This is a genomic window from Tsukamurella sp. M9C (assembly GCF_020169415.1).
Classification (GTDB): Bacteria; Actinomycetota; Actinomycetes; order Mycobacteriales; family Mycobacteriaceae; genus Tsukamurella.
This window is the reverse complement of the sequence record NZ_JAIULG010000048.1, coordinates 1-12,166: the sequence shown is the minus strand read 5'-3', so window position 1 is coordinate 12,166 and position 12,166 is coordinate 1. Positions and strand designations below refer to the sequence as shown.

Here is a 12,166-nt window from a genome sequence, read left to right as displayed (position 1 = left end):
GCTTACACCTCCTCCACTTCCACGAGATGCGATACGACCTGGATCAGGCCGCGGTTGACGGGGGTGTCCTCACGGACGACCGACTTGCGGATGCCCTTGAGGCCCAGGGTGCGCAGGCTGTCGCGCTGGTTCTGCTTGAGCCCGACGAGGCCTCGCACCTGGGTGATCTTCAGCTCTGCCATGACTTACGCTCCCTGACCTGCACGGGCGCGGAGCATGCCGGCCGGGGCCACGTCCTCGATGGGCAGGCCGCGACGAGCCGCGACCTCCTCGGGACGCTGCAGCTCCTTGAGAGCGGCCACGGTCGCGTGCACCACGTTGATGGCGTTGTCCGAGCCGAGGCTCTTGGCGATGACGTCGTGGACGCCGGCCGCCTCGAGCACGGGACGCACGGCGCCACCGGCGATGACACCGGTACCCGGGCTGGCGGGACGCAGCAGCACGACGCCGGCCGCGGCCTCACCCTGCACCGGGTGCACGATGGTGTTGCCGATCATGGGGACGCGGAAGAAGTTCTTCCGAGCCTCCTCGACGCCCTTCTGGATGGCCGCAGGAACTTCCTTGGCCTTGCCGTAGCCGACACCGACCATGCCCTGGCCGTCACCGACGATCACGAGGGCGGTGAAGCTGAAGCGACGACCACCCTTCACGACCTTCGAGACGCGGTTGATGGTGACGACCTTCTCGATGAACTGGCTCTTCTCGGCCTCGCGGCCACCACGCTGATCGCGGTCGCGGCCACCACGGCCGCCGCGGCGGTCGTTGCTGTTGTTATCGGGACCGTTGTTTCCGGCGGGGCCGTTGCTGCCGCCGTCACGACGCTGACGTCCGGGCATCAGGCTGCCTTTCGTTCGGTGGAAAACATGCTGGTACGAGTCATCAGAACGTCAGCCCGCCTTCGCGAGCGGCGTCCGCGAGCGCGGCGATCCGGCCGTGGTACTTGTTGCCACCACGGTCGAACACGACGGCGTCCACGCCGGCAGCCTTGGCACGGGCCGCGATGAGCTCGCCGACCTTCTTGGCCTGGGCCGACTTGTCGCCGCCCGCAGCCTTGACGTCCGCCTCCAGCGTCGACGCCGCGGCCAGCGTGTGGCCCTTGAGGTCGTCGATCAGCTGGACGTGGATGTGCCGGCTCGAGCGCTTGACCGCGAGCCGCGGACGGACCGCGGTGCCCTCGATCTTCTTGCGCAGGCGGAAGTGACGACGGGCCTTCGACGTACGACGGCGCGTCGAGACGTCCTTGCCCATCGGGATGCGCTTCTTGTTCTCAGTCTGAGTTGCCATGAGTTACTTACCCGTCTTTCCGACCTTGCGACGGATCTGCTCACCCTCGTACCGCACGCCCTTGCCCTTGTAGGGGTCGGGACGACGGAGCTTGCGGATGACCGCCGAGACCTGGCCGACCTGCTGCTTGTCGATGCCGGACACGGAGAACTTGGTCGGGCTCTCCACCACGAAGGTGATGCCCTCGGGCGCCTCGATCGGGACCGGGTGGCTGTAGCCCAGGGAGAACTCGAGGTCCTTGCCCTTGAGCGCCACGCGGTAACCGACGCCGTAGATCTCCATCTTCTTGGTGTAACCCTCAGTCACACCCGTCACCATGTTGGCGACCAGCGTCCGCGACAGACCGTGCAGCGCCTTGTTGCGCCGCTCGTCGTCGGGACGGGCGACCACGATGGCGCCCTCATCGTTCTTCGACACCGAGATCGGCTCGGAGACGGTCAGCGCCAGCTGGCCCTTGGGGCCCTTGACGGTGACGTCCTGGCCGGCGATCTGCACGTCGACGCCCGTGGGAACGACCACGGGGTGCTTACCAATTCGCGACATAAGTTTCTGTCCCCTTACCAGACGTAAGCGAGGACTTCGCCGCCCACGCCCTGCTTGGCTGCCTGGCGGTCCGTGAGGAGGCCCGAGGACGTGGAGATGATCGCCACGCCCAGGCCGCCCAGGACCTTCGGCAGATTGGTGGACTTCGCGTACACGCGCAGACCGGGCTTCGACACGCGGCGCAGGCCGGCGATCGAACGCTCACGGCTGGGGCCGTACTTCAGCGAAACGACGAGGTTCTTGCCGACCTCGGCGTCCTCGGTACGGAAGTCGGTGATGTAGCCCTCACGCTTGAGGATCTCGGCGATGTTCGCCTTGATCTTCGAGTGCGGGAGCGTCACCTCGTCGTGGTACGCCGAGTTGGCGTTGCGCAGACGGGTCAAGAAGTCTGCGATCGGATCAGTCATGGTCATGACAGATTCGTCTACCTTTCTCGCAGCGGTTCCCATACATCGCCGGCGGTCTGGTGCCTGGCTCTCGACAGCGCGAAAGGCGGGCCTGGAACGTCCGACGGTGGGCCTACTACGAAGCAAACCGTCCTGCAATACCGTTGCACTGCAGGGATTCCGGACCGGCGAACCGGTTCGGGGAAGTGCGCCGGCCGTGCTCGAAGCACGACAGGCAACCTCACTAGTGTAGAGAAAGTGCCGGTCAGAGTCGAATCGGAGGCTCTTGTCCCCCGGCGCCGGGCGGCCTAGCGTGAGGATCATGCCCTCGGTGAACGATCTCGTCCGCGATCCCCGGCTCTACCAGGCGGCCGCGGCCGGGCAGGCCACGGACGCCGCCATCTGCATCCAGCCCATCCCGTACGTCGCGAAGTGCCTCGACGACGTCGGCTGGCCCGACGGTGGCCGCTGGTTCTTCCCGCTGGTCAAGGGCGCGTCGGCGCTGGGCCTCGCGGCCGCACCGCGGTGGCCGGGTCTGGCCCGGCTCACCGCGATCATGCTGACGCTGTACTTCTGCACGGCCGTCGGGCTGCACATCCGCGCGCGCGACCTGCGGCTGAACTTCGCGGCGGCCTCGTCGCTGCTGGTCTTCTACGGCGCGCTCGCCGCGACGGGTCCGCGGGTCAGTTCACCCGCAGCGTCGTCGTGACCGGCGTCGGGTTCTGGGTGAGGTCCAGGACCGGGCAGTGCTTGTCGACGGTCTCCGTCAGCTCGCGGTAGCGCTCCTCGGTGTCCGGGCCGGTGATGTCGACCGTGACGCGGACCGCGGTGAAGCCCGGGCGGACCGTCTCGTCGAGGCCGAAGAAGCCGCGCACGTCGAGGTCACCCTCGGCGCTGAGCTTCAGCTCGTCGATGGTGATGCCCAGCTTGTCGGCGTAGAAGCGGTAGGTCACCACCTGGCAGGACAGCAGCGCGCCCAGGTAGGCCTCGACGGGGTTGATCGCGGTGTCGTCGCCGCCGAGCGTCGGCGGCTCGTCGACCACGAGGGTGTGCTGGCGCGCCGTGGTGACGCTGCCGACCGTGCCCTGCGGGACGGCCGTCGCCGCGAAGACGACGTGCGCGTTGGCGGTGTTGCGGGTGACGGCTTGGTCGGTCGCGTCGATGATGGCGGCGAGCGTTCCGGTGGCGGATGCGGTCATGGGGCACTCCTGATTCGGACGGTTGATTCCTTCGCGGAACATATGTCCGTTCCCGCGGCCGCACAGCGGTTGCGGTCAGCGTGATTCGCTGCCGATACGCTGAGCGCGTGTCCACCTTCCTGACGGTCGCCCTGCTCTCCGTGCTCACCACGGTGGGCCTGGTCGGGGCCGTCGCGTCCGACGGTGCCGCCTCCCTGGCCTGGGCGATCGGGACCGTCGTGGTCGCGGGCGTACTCGCGTGGCGGCTGCGGTCCGCGCCGCCGGGAATGGGGCTGGTCGCCGCGTTCGTCACCGGCATCCTCATCGTCTCCGCCGGCCTCCCCGCGGCGATCGTGCTGACGGAGTCGCGGGGGTCGGGCTCGCCGGCATCGAGCAGGGCCGGGGCAGGGGTGGCGCCCGGCTCCGCGAGCCCGGTGGCGGACCCGTCGACCGAGCTCCGGCGCGCCATCGCGAAGGCCGGAGAGATCCAGCCCGGCGGCGCGGACTCCCTCCTCGAGATCGACATCGACGAGAACACCACCCGGGTGACGACGCTGGACCTCACCACCGGCCAACGCGTCTCCGCGTACTTCTCCCGCAGCGGCGACAAGTGGTACGAGCCGACCCGCAACTCCACGAACGACCGTGCCGACTCCGCCTTCCGCGCCTCCGACATCGCGGGGCTCGATCTCACCGCGACGGCGGCGAAGGTGACCGCGGCCGCGGACACGATCGGCATCGACCGGAGCTCTCCCCACGCGTCCGACGGCATCGAGATCGAGCGGCGAAGCGGCGACAAGCGCCTGGTCGCGACCTTCGGCATGTCGGGCGTGGACGTCGAGACCGACGCCGCGGGAAAGCTGCCCGACAACCTCGCGCTCGCGAAGGTCGACGGTCTCCTCCCCATCGCCGAGCGACTGCTGCGCACGAACGGCCTCGATCCCGCGCAGCCGGTGATCGACGAGCTGCAGTACCGCGTCTTCGCGCCGAACGTCGGCTCGGTCGGCAGCGGGAAGGGCACCGTCGAGATGCGGATCTCGGGCGGCGGCCGCTCCGGCACCCTCAAGGAGACCGTCGGCAAGTTCCCCGAGGTGAGCCTCAGCCCGTCGCGATCGACGAGCAGCTCGGCGTTCGCGCTGCGCGTCGTGACGGCCGCCGGGATCGAGCGAGCGCGAGCCGACCTCGTGCAACGCTTCTCCGTGCTGCCGATCGACGCGCACGCCCTGGGCATCGAGGTCGACGAGGACAGCCGGGCCCACACCTCCGACCGGACGGCGCCGCCCGTGATGGAGGTCGGCCTCGGGCCGGGCTCGAACGCGAGCGCCTACTACCGGCTGGACGGCGCCTTCGTGCGCACCGACTAGATGCCGGCGTCTACGTGCGGGCGGCGGTGAGGCGGCGGACCGTGGCGACCTCGGCGTCGCGGTAGGCGCGGCCGTCGGGCCAGAGCAGGTCGTGGAACCACTGCTGCGGCTGGCGCGCGCCGACGTAGGGCTGCTTCCACGAGTCCCACGGGTAGTAGGTCTGGCTGCGGCCGGCCACGAAGCCCCACTGGTAGGCGTCGATGCCGAGCTCCTTGCAGATCGGCAGGATCGTCTCGATGGTGCTGCCCTGCGGGCGGGCCATGTACTCGGTGAGGAGCATCGGGCGCCCCTGCTTGGCGAGGTCGGCGGCCATGGCGCGGAACTTCTCCGGCGGGTCGTAGCTGTGGAAGCTGATCACGTCGGACTGCTCCAGCTGGATCGCGCGGATCTCGGGGCGCGTGTCGGCCCAGACACCGGAGGTCAGCGGTTGCGTCGGCCCGCCGGCGCGGGCCCACGCGAAGGCCTGCGGCAACAGCTTCGCGACGCGGGCGACCTTGTCGGGCGGGCTCAGCGGGTACGAGTCGGCGAGGTTCTCCGGCTCGTTCCACACGTCCCACGCGACCACGCGGGGATCGTTCGCGAAGGCCTTGACCACGCCGGTCGCATAGGCCTGCAGGCCCGCGGTGTCGGCGTTCGTCAGGCCCGCGGCGCCGGGGCTCTGCACCCACGTCGAGTTGTGCACGCCGGGCGTCGGCTCGCGCTGCACGCCGGGCTTCGGGTTCGGGTCCCAGCACGAGTCGAACAGCACGAACATGATCTTGATGCCGTTGTTGTTCGCGATCGTGAGGAAGGCGTCGAGGCGCTGCACGAAGCCGGTGGGATCGGCGGTCCACAGCTGGTCCTGCAGGAAGACGCGCATGGTGGTCATCCCCAGGCCGCGGGCCCAGCCGAGCTCGAGGTTCATCCGGTTCGGGTCGAAGGTCTGCGCCTGGAACATCTCGAACTGGTTCCCGGCGTTGGCGTTGATGTAGTTGGCCCCGACCATCCATGGGTTCTGCGTGCGCCACTGCTGCGCCCGCTCGGGCGTCCAGCGCGCTGCCGGCCCGGCGGGCGTCGCGCCCGGGGTGGTGGCCCCCGGGGTCGTCGGCCCGACCGTGCCGCCCGCCCCCGTCCCGGAGCCGGGGTCGGCGGCGGCGCGCGCGGCCACCATCACGGCCGGCAGCGCGGCGGCGGTCCCCAGCAGAACCCGTCGAGTCACAGCAGTCACATCAACACCATACGCAACAACAATCACAGATCGGTGAAGGCCGGGTGCCGTCGCGCGTCGCGAAACCGGCCGTTTCCGGGCTCGCGACGACGTATTCGCATCGTCACGCAGAATTCGGCCGGTTTCGGAACGGGTGTCAGCCCTCGATGGCCTTGCGGGCCTCGGCCTCCAGCTCGGCGCGGAAGCGGGGCGGCGCGGGGAGCACGCCGCGGTCGACGAGCTTGTCGACGGTGCTGACCACCTGGTTCAGGTACGCGGCCCGCTCGGCGGCGACGCTCGACGACGCGTGGCGGTACAGCTTGAGTCCGCGGTCGAGGTCGCGCACGTCCTCGTCGGCCAGGCCGTCGGAGCCGGTGCTGCGGGCGTACCGATCGGCGGCGTACCAGGAGGTGCGCAGGTCGGTGACGGCCTCGGCGTACTCCGCGGCGGACTCGTCGCCGGGGTACTCGTCGGTGCGCAGCGCCCCGGCGTGCTCGAGCGCGTCGTGGAAGGCGATCACCTTCGGCGAGCTGAAGTCCCACATCGCGGGGAAGCGCAGCAGCATCTCGGGGTCGAGCTCGTAGGCCGCGTACTCCCCCAGCACCGTGTCGTGCCGGCCGGTGGCCCGGTCCCACAGCGCCCGGCCCGACGGTGCCGGGGCCGGCTTCGGTTGCGCGCGCTCCGCACGCGGCCGCTCAGGGGCGGGCTTCACGTCGACGAACCGCAGTGGATCGTCCCGACGCACCGCGGCCGGGTCGCCGCCGCCCGCGAGCAGCACGACCATGACGACGATCAGCGCGCCGGCCAGGAACAGCAGCCCGATCGGGCCGACGAACCGGGTACCGATCAGTGCGACCGCCGCGACGCCGAGCGCGCCCGCGATGATCGTGTTACGCATCGGAATCACCCACGATCCACAGCGTAGTCGTCAGGCGGCGAGCGCCTGCTCCCCCACCGGACGGGGCGCGACGGCACCGTCGGGCGACGGGGGCCGGGCGATCCGCGCGTAGGCGACCGCCATCGCGCCGGCGGCGCCGAGGAGGACGCCGGCGGCGAGGTAGCCGCTCTGCGCCATGGGCACGCTCAGGTAGCGGATGGACAGGAGGATCGCGACGAAGGCGAGCGCCCCGCCCACGACGGTGGCGATCCGGCGCGGGTGCCAGCCGTCCTCGGGGCGGACCATCGCGGCCTCGAGGGTCAGCGCGAAGACGAAGCCGGCGATGAGGTCGACGCCGTAATGCGCGCCGATGCCGAGCGTCGCGGAGATCGTGCAGACCCACCAGACGACGCCGAACACCTTGAGCAGGCGCGGCCCGCGCAGCGAGTGCACGAGGATCGCGGTCGCCCAGGCGGTGTGCAGGCTGGGCATGCAGTTGCGGGGCGCCGCCTGGCTGAAGTACGCGGAGACCGGCTCAAGCGACGTGGGCACGACGTGCGGCCAGACGTTCATCCAGCCGGCGCCGGCCACCTCGTTGCCGAAGGCGTACGCGGGACCCACGACGGGGAACAGGAAGTAGACGATGGGCCCGATCGCGCCGATGAGGACGAAGGACCGCACGATGTGGTGCCGCGGGAAGCCCTCGGTCGAGCTTCGGCGCAGCTGGAAGTACGCCACCACCGCGGCCCCCACCGGCAGGTAGGTGTAGACCTTGGTGATCAGGGCGAGGTACCAGCCGTGCTCGTGCACGAACCGTCCCATCACCCACGACGGGCTGCCGAGCGCGCGGTCGGCGACCTCGACGAAGTGGTCGGCGACGTACGGCAGCGCCTCCATCGTGAGCCCCAGCCACACGGACGAGCAGGCGTTCGCGACGATGAGGATCCCCGCGACGCCGGCGGCCTTGAACGCCGCCACCTGCTCGCGGCCGGTGAGCCGCAGGCCGGCGTAGGCGGCCAGCGCGACCAGGCCCCACATCACGCCGTTGCCGAAGTGCAGGGGTGAACCGGCGGCGAGGCGCTCGGCGTTGAACAGGACCTCCGTGCCGACGACGACGCCGGCGAACGGCAGGCGCAGGCGCGCGGGCATGCACATGAGGGCGAGCGCGAGGGCCGCGATCTTCACCTCGCCGGTGACGGGGCGGCCGACGAAATCCTTGGCCAGGCCCTCGACGGGGCCGGCGAGGCCGTAGACCGTCGCGGCGGCCTGGATCGCGGCGACGAAGACGACGACCGCGAGCACGGCCCACATCCACGGGCTGTTCCGGAACCCGCTGCGGGGACGCTCACCGCGTGGACCCCGCGGGAGCGCGAAGTCTTCACGCACCAACATGAGATGACAGCATAGTTAACAAGCGGGTAACACTGTGAATCCGCTGCGCGTTTCGTGACGCGAATCGCGTGGAACGACCGCCTCCCGCAGACGACGAAGGGCGCGCACCCCGCCGAAGCGGAGTGCGCGCCCTCGCGCGAATCAGTCCCGAGTCAGGCTCGGGTGGGACTCACCAGCTGCTCTTGTGCACACCGGGGAGCTCGCCGGCGTGCGCCATCTCGCGCAGGCAGATACGGCAGAGGCCGAACTTGCGGAACACCGAGTGCGGACGGCCGCACTTGTTGCAACGGGTGTAGCCGCGGACGGCGAACTTCGGCTTCTTGTTGGCCTTGTTGACCAGCGCCTTCTTTGCCATGGCTCAGTTCTCCTTGAAGGGGAAGCCGAGGTGCTTGAGCAGCGCGCGGCCTTCCTCATTGTTGGTGGCAGTGGTGACGACGGTGATGTCCATACCGCGCGGGCGGTCGATGGAGTCCACGTCGATCTCGTGGAACATCGACTGCTCGTTCAGGCCGAACGTGTAGTTGCCGTTGCCATCGAACTGGTTGCCGTTGAGGCCGCGGAAGTCGCGGATACGGGGGAGCGCGATCGAGGTGAGGCGATCGAGGAACTCCCACATGCGGTCGCCACGGAGGGTGACGCGCGCGCCGATCGGCATGCCCTCACGCAGCTTGAACTGCGCGATGGACTTGCGGGCCTTGCGGATCTCCGGCTTCTGGCCGGTGATCAGCTCGAGGTCCTTGACGGCGCCGTTGATGAGCTTGGCGTCACGGGCGGCGTCGCCGACGCCCATGTTCACGACCACCTTGACGACGCCGGGGATCTGCATCACGTTGGCGTAGTCGAACTCGCTGTTCAGCGCGTCCTTGATCTCGGCGCGGTAGCGCGCCTTCAGGCGCGGCTGGGTCTTCTCAGAGGTGGTCATCTCAGATGTCCTTCCCGTTCTTGCGGGAGATCCGCACGCGCTTGCCGGTCTCCTCGTCGGTCCGGTAACCCACGCGGGTGGGGTTGCCGTCCGAGTCGACGACCATCACGTTGGAGACGTGGATCGGAGCCTCGCGGACCTCGATCCCGCCCTGCGCGGTGGCGGACGTGCTGGTGTGCTTCTTGATCCGGTTGACGCCCTCGACGAGGACCTTGTCAGCCTTCGGGAAGGACTCGACGACCTTGCCCTTGGCACCCTTGTCGGGGCCCGAGATCACGATGACGGTGTCGCCCTTGTGCACCTTCATGTCAGAGCACCTCCGGAGCCAGCGAAACGATCTTCATGAACTTCTTGTCGCGCAGCTCGCGGCCGACCGGGCCGAAGATGCGGGTGCCACGAGGGTCGTTGTCGTTCTTGATGATGACAGCGGCGTTCTCGTCGAACTTGATGTACGAACCGTCCGGACGGCGGCGCTCCTTGGCGGTCCGCACGATGACGGCCTTGACGACCTCGCCGCGCTTGACGTTGCCGCCGGGGATGGCGTCCTTGACGGTGGCGACGATGATGTCACCGATGCCGGCATAGCGGCGCGAGCTTCCACCGAGCACGCGGATGCAGAGGATTTCCTTAGCACCCGTGTTGTCGGCGACCCGCACCCGCGATTCCTGCTGAATCACTAGAGAGTCTCCTCGACCTGGATTTTCATGCGCGCCGGATTTCCGACCCGAACACGCGTGGTCAGCCGCCTGGCACCACAGGGCGCCGGGCAACCCGTCCATGATAGGGGAAGTCGCAGGTAGATGTCGAATCGTGCCCGGTTGGGCGCCGGCCGCCGGCCATCATGTCCGACGGTGCCGCCCCGATCTCGCCGATCACGAATCACGTCGCCGGCGCGATGTACTCGTGCGTGAGATCGCTGACGCGGGCGATGTGCTCGAAGTCGTGGTCGGCGGCGAGCACGGTCGCGTCGTTGACGATGGCGTACGCGGCGATGAGGATGTCCACGGGGCCCGCGGCGCGGACGAGCCCGGACGACCACAGGGCGGCCTGCATATCGAGGACGAGATCTTCGTCCGGGGCACGCTCGAGCGGGAAGCCCATCGTGATCCGGTCCCGATAGAGCTCGTGCTCGTCGGGCGTTCGCGCGCTGTGACAGAACTCGAGCACCTGGGGCGGGCACGTCACGAACAGATCCGCAGGTGACCGTTCTATGCGCCGCAGGCGGTTCGCGATCCTCTCGTCTCCGGTCGCGAGCCGCGTCCAGACGGAGTTGTCGACGAGGTAGTCCGTCACGGCGTCGCGGTCGGATCGACGACGGGCGCGCCGAGGCCATCGGGGAGTCCGGCGAGCCCGGCGATGCCGTCGATCATCGCCCCCTTCTGCTTCGACGCGATGAGCCGACGCAGGGCGAGATCGATGACGGAGCGGTTCGAGCGCTCCCCGGTGAGTTCCCGAGCCCGCTCGATCAGTCGGGGGTCGAGGTCGACGCTGGTGACAGCCATGGGAGACCACCTTTCGATCGCTATATATCAGAGTATATAGACGGCGTGATCCGCGCTCGCCGCTCGGAGGATCGGATTCGCCGGGCGACAGGCACCTACGGATGCGATCGCGATGCCGTAACTTCATCTCGTGCAGCTCTCCGATCTGCCCGCGCGCGGGGTGGCGCGACTGCGGGGCACCTCCGCCGCCGCGCTCGCCTCCGCCGCCGAGCGCCGCGGGCCGCAGGACCCGGTCGTGGTCTTCCCGGGCCTCACGCAGCCGCTGCCCTCCTCCCCCGGCGCGATCATCGACGACGTGCTGACCCGGGAGGTCGCCGTGGCCTTCGAGGTCTTTCCCGCCTGGCTGCCGGACCCGTCGCTCGCCCCCGAATCCGGCGGGATCCTCGACCGGTTCGCCGCCCGCGAGCTCGCGCACCGGCACGACGGCGGTGCCGGGATCGGCACGGCGCTCGGCGCGCTCGCCACCGCGGCGCTGCGGCCCGAGTCGGGCCGCAGCTTCGCCGAGCTGCCCGCCGCCGACCGTCGGGACGCCCTCGAGTACGCCCTGACCCGCAGCTACCACGCCCCGTCGGTGGCGCTCGCGATCGACGTCGAACGGCCACTCGCCCCGCACCTCGGCGACGCCCTCTCCAGCGCGTCACAGTGGCTGGCGCGAGGAGACAGCAGCGTCTGGCTGTTCGGGCCGGGCGCGGCGCCGCTGGACCGGTTCCCGGTGGTCGACGGTCCGCCGCTCGCCGCGGAGCCGCGCCGCGGGCCGTCGGAGTTCACCGTCGGGCTCGAGCCGCTGCCCGCGTTCCCGCCCGTCGCGGGCAAGCCGCACCCGGCGAGCGCGGCGGAGCAGTGCCTCGAGCGGGGGCTGGTGGGCCAGGCGTGGGCATCCGCGCGGCACTGGAACTACGCCATCGACCTGGGGCCGCTGGCCCGGCCCGTCCGCGTCGACCTGCTGTTCCCGCAGCCCCGCCTGGTGGTGGAGGTCGACGGGCCGGACCACCGCGGACGCGAGAAGTACGAGGCCGACCGGCGCCGCGACGCCGACCTCATGCTGGCCGGCTTCCGGGTGCTGCGGCTGACCAACGCGCGGATCATGGACGACCTCGCGGAATCCATGTCGATCATCCGTACATTGGTCACTGCAACGGGATCGGGCCACGGGAGGGGTGCGTGATGGGCGAGTCGATCGCGGGGCTCACGGGCACGGAATCCGCGGTGCTGCTCGTGCTCGCGTCGGCCGTCGAGCCGGTGCGCAACCCCGACCTGAAGCTGCTCGGCCCCGCGCTGGAGGCCCCGTCGCGGCGCAAGCTGGTCGAGCGCGGCCTGCTGGACGTCGAGGTCGGCGAGCGCCGCGCGCTGCTGCTCTCCCTCACCGACCGCGGCTGGGCCGCGGCCTCGGAACTGCTCGAGTCCACTCCCCCGCCGCGCGCGACGCCGCAGCTGCGCGCGCTGTTCACCTTCGCCGCCGGCATCGGCCGGTACCTGCGCCGCGAGTCGCTCGCGCTGGGCGAGGTGGTCACGCCCGCCGATCCGCCCCCGCC

General features: G+C 70.0%; 18 protein-coding genes and 1 pseudogene. 4 read left to right on the top strand and 15 right to left on the bottom strand.

The window, feature by feature from the left end; all coding sequences use genetic code 11:
* Window positions 1–2: 2 nt before the first annotated feature.
* From rpmD to rpsH, 5 genes are read right to left on the bottom strand one after another with little or no spacing between them, the layout of a single operon-like run.
* Window positions 3–182 carry a 50S ribosomal protein L30 gene (gene rpmD / locus LB823_RS18970; protein ID WP_068522648.1) on the bottom strand — a complete coding sequence of 60 codons (180 nt, stop codon included), beginning with the start codon at window positions 180–182 and terminating at the stop codon, window positions 3–5.
* A 3-nt stretch (window positions 183–185) separates the two neighbouring features.
* Window positions 186–836, bottom strand: a complete 651-nt coding sequence (gene rpsE / locus LB823_RS18965) for a 30S ribosomal protein S5 (protein ID WP_224650111.1) — start codon at window positions 834–836, stop codon at window positions 186–188.
* 43 nt (window positions 837–879) lie between these two features.
* Complete coding sequence (gene rplR / locus LB823_RS18960) at window positions 880–1,284, bottom strand: 50S ribosomal protein L18 (protein WP_304941292.1); 405 nt, start codon at window positions 1,282–1,284, stop codon at window positions 880–882.
* A gap of 3 nt (window positions 1,285–1,287) precedes the next feature.
* A complete protein-coding gene (rplF, locus tag LB823_RS18955) occupies window positions 1,288–1,827 on the bottom strand; it encodes a 50S ribosomal protein L6 (RefSeq protein WP_224650109.1) in 540 nt (179 codons plus the stop codon).
* Between the two features lie 14 nt (window positions 1,828–1,841).
* Window positions 1,842–2,240: a 30S ribosomal protein S8 gene (rpsH, locus tag LB823_RS18950; RefSeq protein WP_068533016.1), complete on the bottom strand. Its 399-nt coding sequence runs from the start codon at window positions 2,238–2,240 to the stop codon at window positions 1,842–1,844.
* Window positions 2,241–2,535: 295 nt separating this feature from the next.
* On the opposite strand from rpsH, the gene LB823_RS18945 reads away from it, so the two are divergent.
* Window positions 2,536–2,922, top strand: coding sequence for a hypothetical protein (locus LB823_RS18945; RefSeq protein WP_224650107.1), 387 nt, complete (start codon window positions 2,536–2,538; stop codon window positions 2,920–2,922).
* Here the strand turns inward: LB823_RS18945 and LB823_RS18940 are convergent.
* Entirely contained in the window at window positions 2,897–3,412 is a 516-nt protein-coding gene (locus LB823_RS18940) for an OsmC family protein (protein ID WP_224650105.1), read from the bottom strand. The two genes, LB823_RS18945 and LB823_RS18940, sit on opposite strands and share 26 nt — an antisense overlap.
* 107 nt (window positions 3,413–3,519) lie before the next feature.
* Here LB823_RS18940 and LB823_RS18935 point away from each other — a divergent pair, with 107 nt between their 5' ends.
* On the top strand, window positions 3,520–4,755 hold the full coding sequence (locus LB823_RS18935) for a hypothetical protein (protein ID WP_224650103.1): 1,236 nt from the start codon (window positions 3,520–3,522) through the stop codon (window positions 4,753–4,755).
* A 10-nt stretch (window positions 4,756–4,765) separates the two neighbouring features.
* Here the strand turns inward: LB823_RS18935 and LB823_RS18930 are convergent, their stop codons facing one another.
* The 9 genes from LB823_RS18930 to LB823_RS18890 all read right to left on the bottom strand — a co-directional run bounded on the left by LB823_RS18930 (window position 4,766) and on the right by LB823_RS18890 (window position 10,634).
* Complete coding sequence (locus tag LB823_RS18930; RefSeq protein ID WP_255604042.1) at window positions 4,766–5,905, bottom strand: cellulase family glycosylhydrolase; 1,140 nt, start codon at window positions 5,903–5,905, stop codon at window positions 4,766–4,768.
* Window positions 5,906–6,098: 193 nt separating this feature from the next.
* Window positions 6,099–6,839 (bottom strand): hypothetical protein, encoded by a 741-nt coding sequence (locus tag LB823_RS18925; protein WP_224650099.1) that lies wholly within the window; start codon window positions 6,837–6,839, stop codon window positions 6,099–6,101.
* 30 nt (window positions 6,840–6,869) lie between these two features.
* Window positions 6,870–8,210, bottom strand: a complete 1,341-nt coding sequence (locus LB823_RS18920) for a phosphatase PAP2 family protein (protein ID WP_224650097.1) — start codon at window positions 8,208–8,210, stop codon at window positions 6,870–6,872.
* A gap of 169 nt (window positions 8,211–8,379) precedes the next feature.
* The gene (locus LB823_RS18915; protein ID WP_224650095.1) at window positions 8,380–8,565 is read right to left on the bottom strand and encodes a type Z 30S ribosomal protein S14; all 186 of its coding nucleotides are present in this window, start codon (window positions 8,563–8,565) and stop codon (window positions 8,380–8,382) included.
* Window positions 8,566–8,568: 3 nt separating this feature from the next.
* Window positions 8,569–9,132 carry a 50S ribosomal protein L5 gene (gene rplE / locus LB823_RS18910; protein WP_013128002.1) on the bottom strand — a complete coding sequence of 188 codons (564 nt, stop codon included), beginning with the start codon at window positions 9,130–9,132 and terminating at the stop codon, window positions 8,569–8,571.
* Window position 9,133: 1 nt separating this feature from the next.
* Window positions 9,134–9,439 (bottom strand): 50S ribosomal protein L24, encoded by a 306-nt coding sequence (gene rplX / locus LB823_RS18905; RefSeq protein WP_068522658.1) that lies wholly within the window; start codon window positions 9,437–9,439, stop codon window positions 9,134–9,136.
* 1 nt (window position 9,440) lies between these two features.
* Window positions 9,441–9,809, bottom strand: a complete 369-nt coding sequence (gene rplN, locus LB823_RS18900) for a 50S ribosomal protein L14 (RefSeq protein ID WP_013128004.1) — start codon at window positions 9,807–9,809, stop codon at window positions 9,441–9,443.
* Between the two features lie 202 nt (window positions 9,810–10,011).
* Entirely contained in the window at window positions 10,012–10,425 is a 414-nt protein-coding gene (locus LB823_RS18895) for a PIN domain-containing protein (protein ID WP_224650092.1), read from the bottom strand.
* Complete coding sequence (locus LB823_RS18890; RefSeq protein WP_224650090.1) at window positions 10,422–10,634, bottom strand: type II toxin-antitoxin system VapB family antitoxin; 213 nt, start codon at window positions 10,632–10,634, stop codon at window positions 10,422–10,424. The genes LB823_RS18895 and LB823_RS18890 overlap by 4 nt, the downstream gene beginning before the upstream one ends.
* A 130-nt stretch (window positions 10,635–10,764) precedes the next feature.
* Between LB823_RS18890 and LB823_RS24130 the strand changes: the two genes are divergently transcribed.
* Both LB823_RS24130 and LB823_RS18880 read left to right on the top strand, forming a co-directional pair.
* A complete protein-coding gene (locus tag LB823_RS24130) occupies window positions 10,765–11,799 on the top strand; it encodes an endonuclease domain-containing protein (RefSeq protein WP_224650088.1) in 1,035 nt (344 codons plus the stop codon).
* Window positions 11,799–12,166 (top strand): annotated as a pseudogene (locus LB823_RS18880) (hypothetical protein); the annotation flags it as partial. The gene LB823_RS24130 and the pseudogene LB823_RS18880, both read left to right, overlap by 1 nt.

Bases quoted from the DNA above. Each gene is read 5' to 3' on its own strand.
- rpmD (WP_068522648.1), bottom strand. From the start codon at position 182: ATGGCAGAGCTGAAGATCACCCAGGTGCGAGGCCTCGTCGGGCTCAAG.
- rpsE (WP_224650111.1), bottom strand. From the start codon at position 836: ATGCCCGGACGTCAGCGTCGTGACGGCGGCAGCAACGGCCCCGCCGGA.
- rplR (WP_304941292.1), bottom strand. From the start codon at position 1,284: ATGGCAACTCAGACTGAGAACAAGAAGCGCATCCCGATGGGCAAGGAC.
- rplF (WP_224650109.1), bottom strand. From the start codon at position 1,827: ATGTCGCGAATTGGTAAGCACCCCGTGGTCGTTCCCACGGGCGTCGAC.
- rpsH (WP_068533016.1), bottom strand. From the start codon at position 2,240: ATGACCATGACTGATCCGATCGCAGACTTCTTGACCCGTCTGCGCAAC.
- LB823_RS18945 (WP_224650107.1), top strand. From the start codon at position 2,536: ATGCCCTCGGTGAACGATCTCGTCCGCGATCCCCGGCTCTACCAGGCG.
- LB823_RS18940 (WP_224650105.1), bottom strand. From the start codon at position 3,412: ATGACCGCATCCGCCACCGGAACGCTCGCCGCCATCATCGACGCGACC.
- LB823_RS18930 (WP_255604042.1), bottom strand. From the start codon at position 5,905: ATGGTGGCCGCGCGCGCCGCCGCCGACCCCGGCTCCGGGACGGGGGCG.
- LB823_RS18925 (WP_224650099.1), bottom strand. From the start codon at position 6,839: ATGCGTAACACGATCATCGCGGGCGCGCTCGGCGTCGCGGCGGTCGCA.
- LB823_RS18920 (WP_224650097.1), bottom strand. From the start codon at position 8,210: ATGTTGGTGCGTGAAGACTTCGCGCTCCCGCGGGGTCCACGCGGTGAG.
- LB823_RS18915 (WP_224650095.1), bottom strand. From the start codon at position 8,565: ATGGCAAAGAAGGCGCTGGTCAACAAGGCCAACAAGAAGCCGAAGTTC.
- rplE (WP_013128002.1), bottom strand. From the start codon at position 9,132: ATGACCACCTCTGAGAAGACCCAGCCGCGCCTGAAGGCGCGCTACCGC.
- rplX (WP_068522658.1), bottom strand. From the start codon at position 9,439: ATGAAGGTGCACAAGGGCGACACCGTCATCGTGATCTCGGGCCCCGAC.
- LB823_RS18890 (WP_224650090.1), bottom strand. From the start codon at position 10,634: ATGGCTGTCACCAGCGTCGACCTCGACCCCCGACTGATCGAGCGGGCT.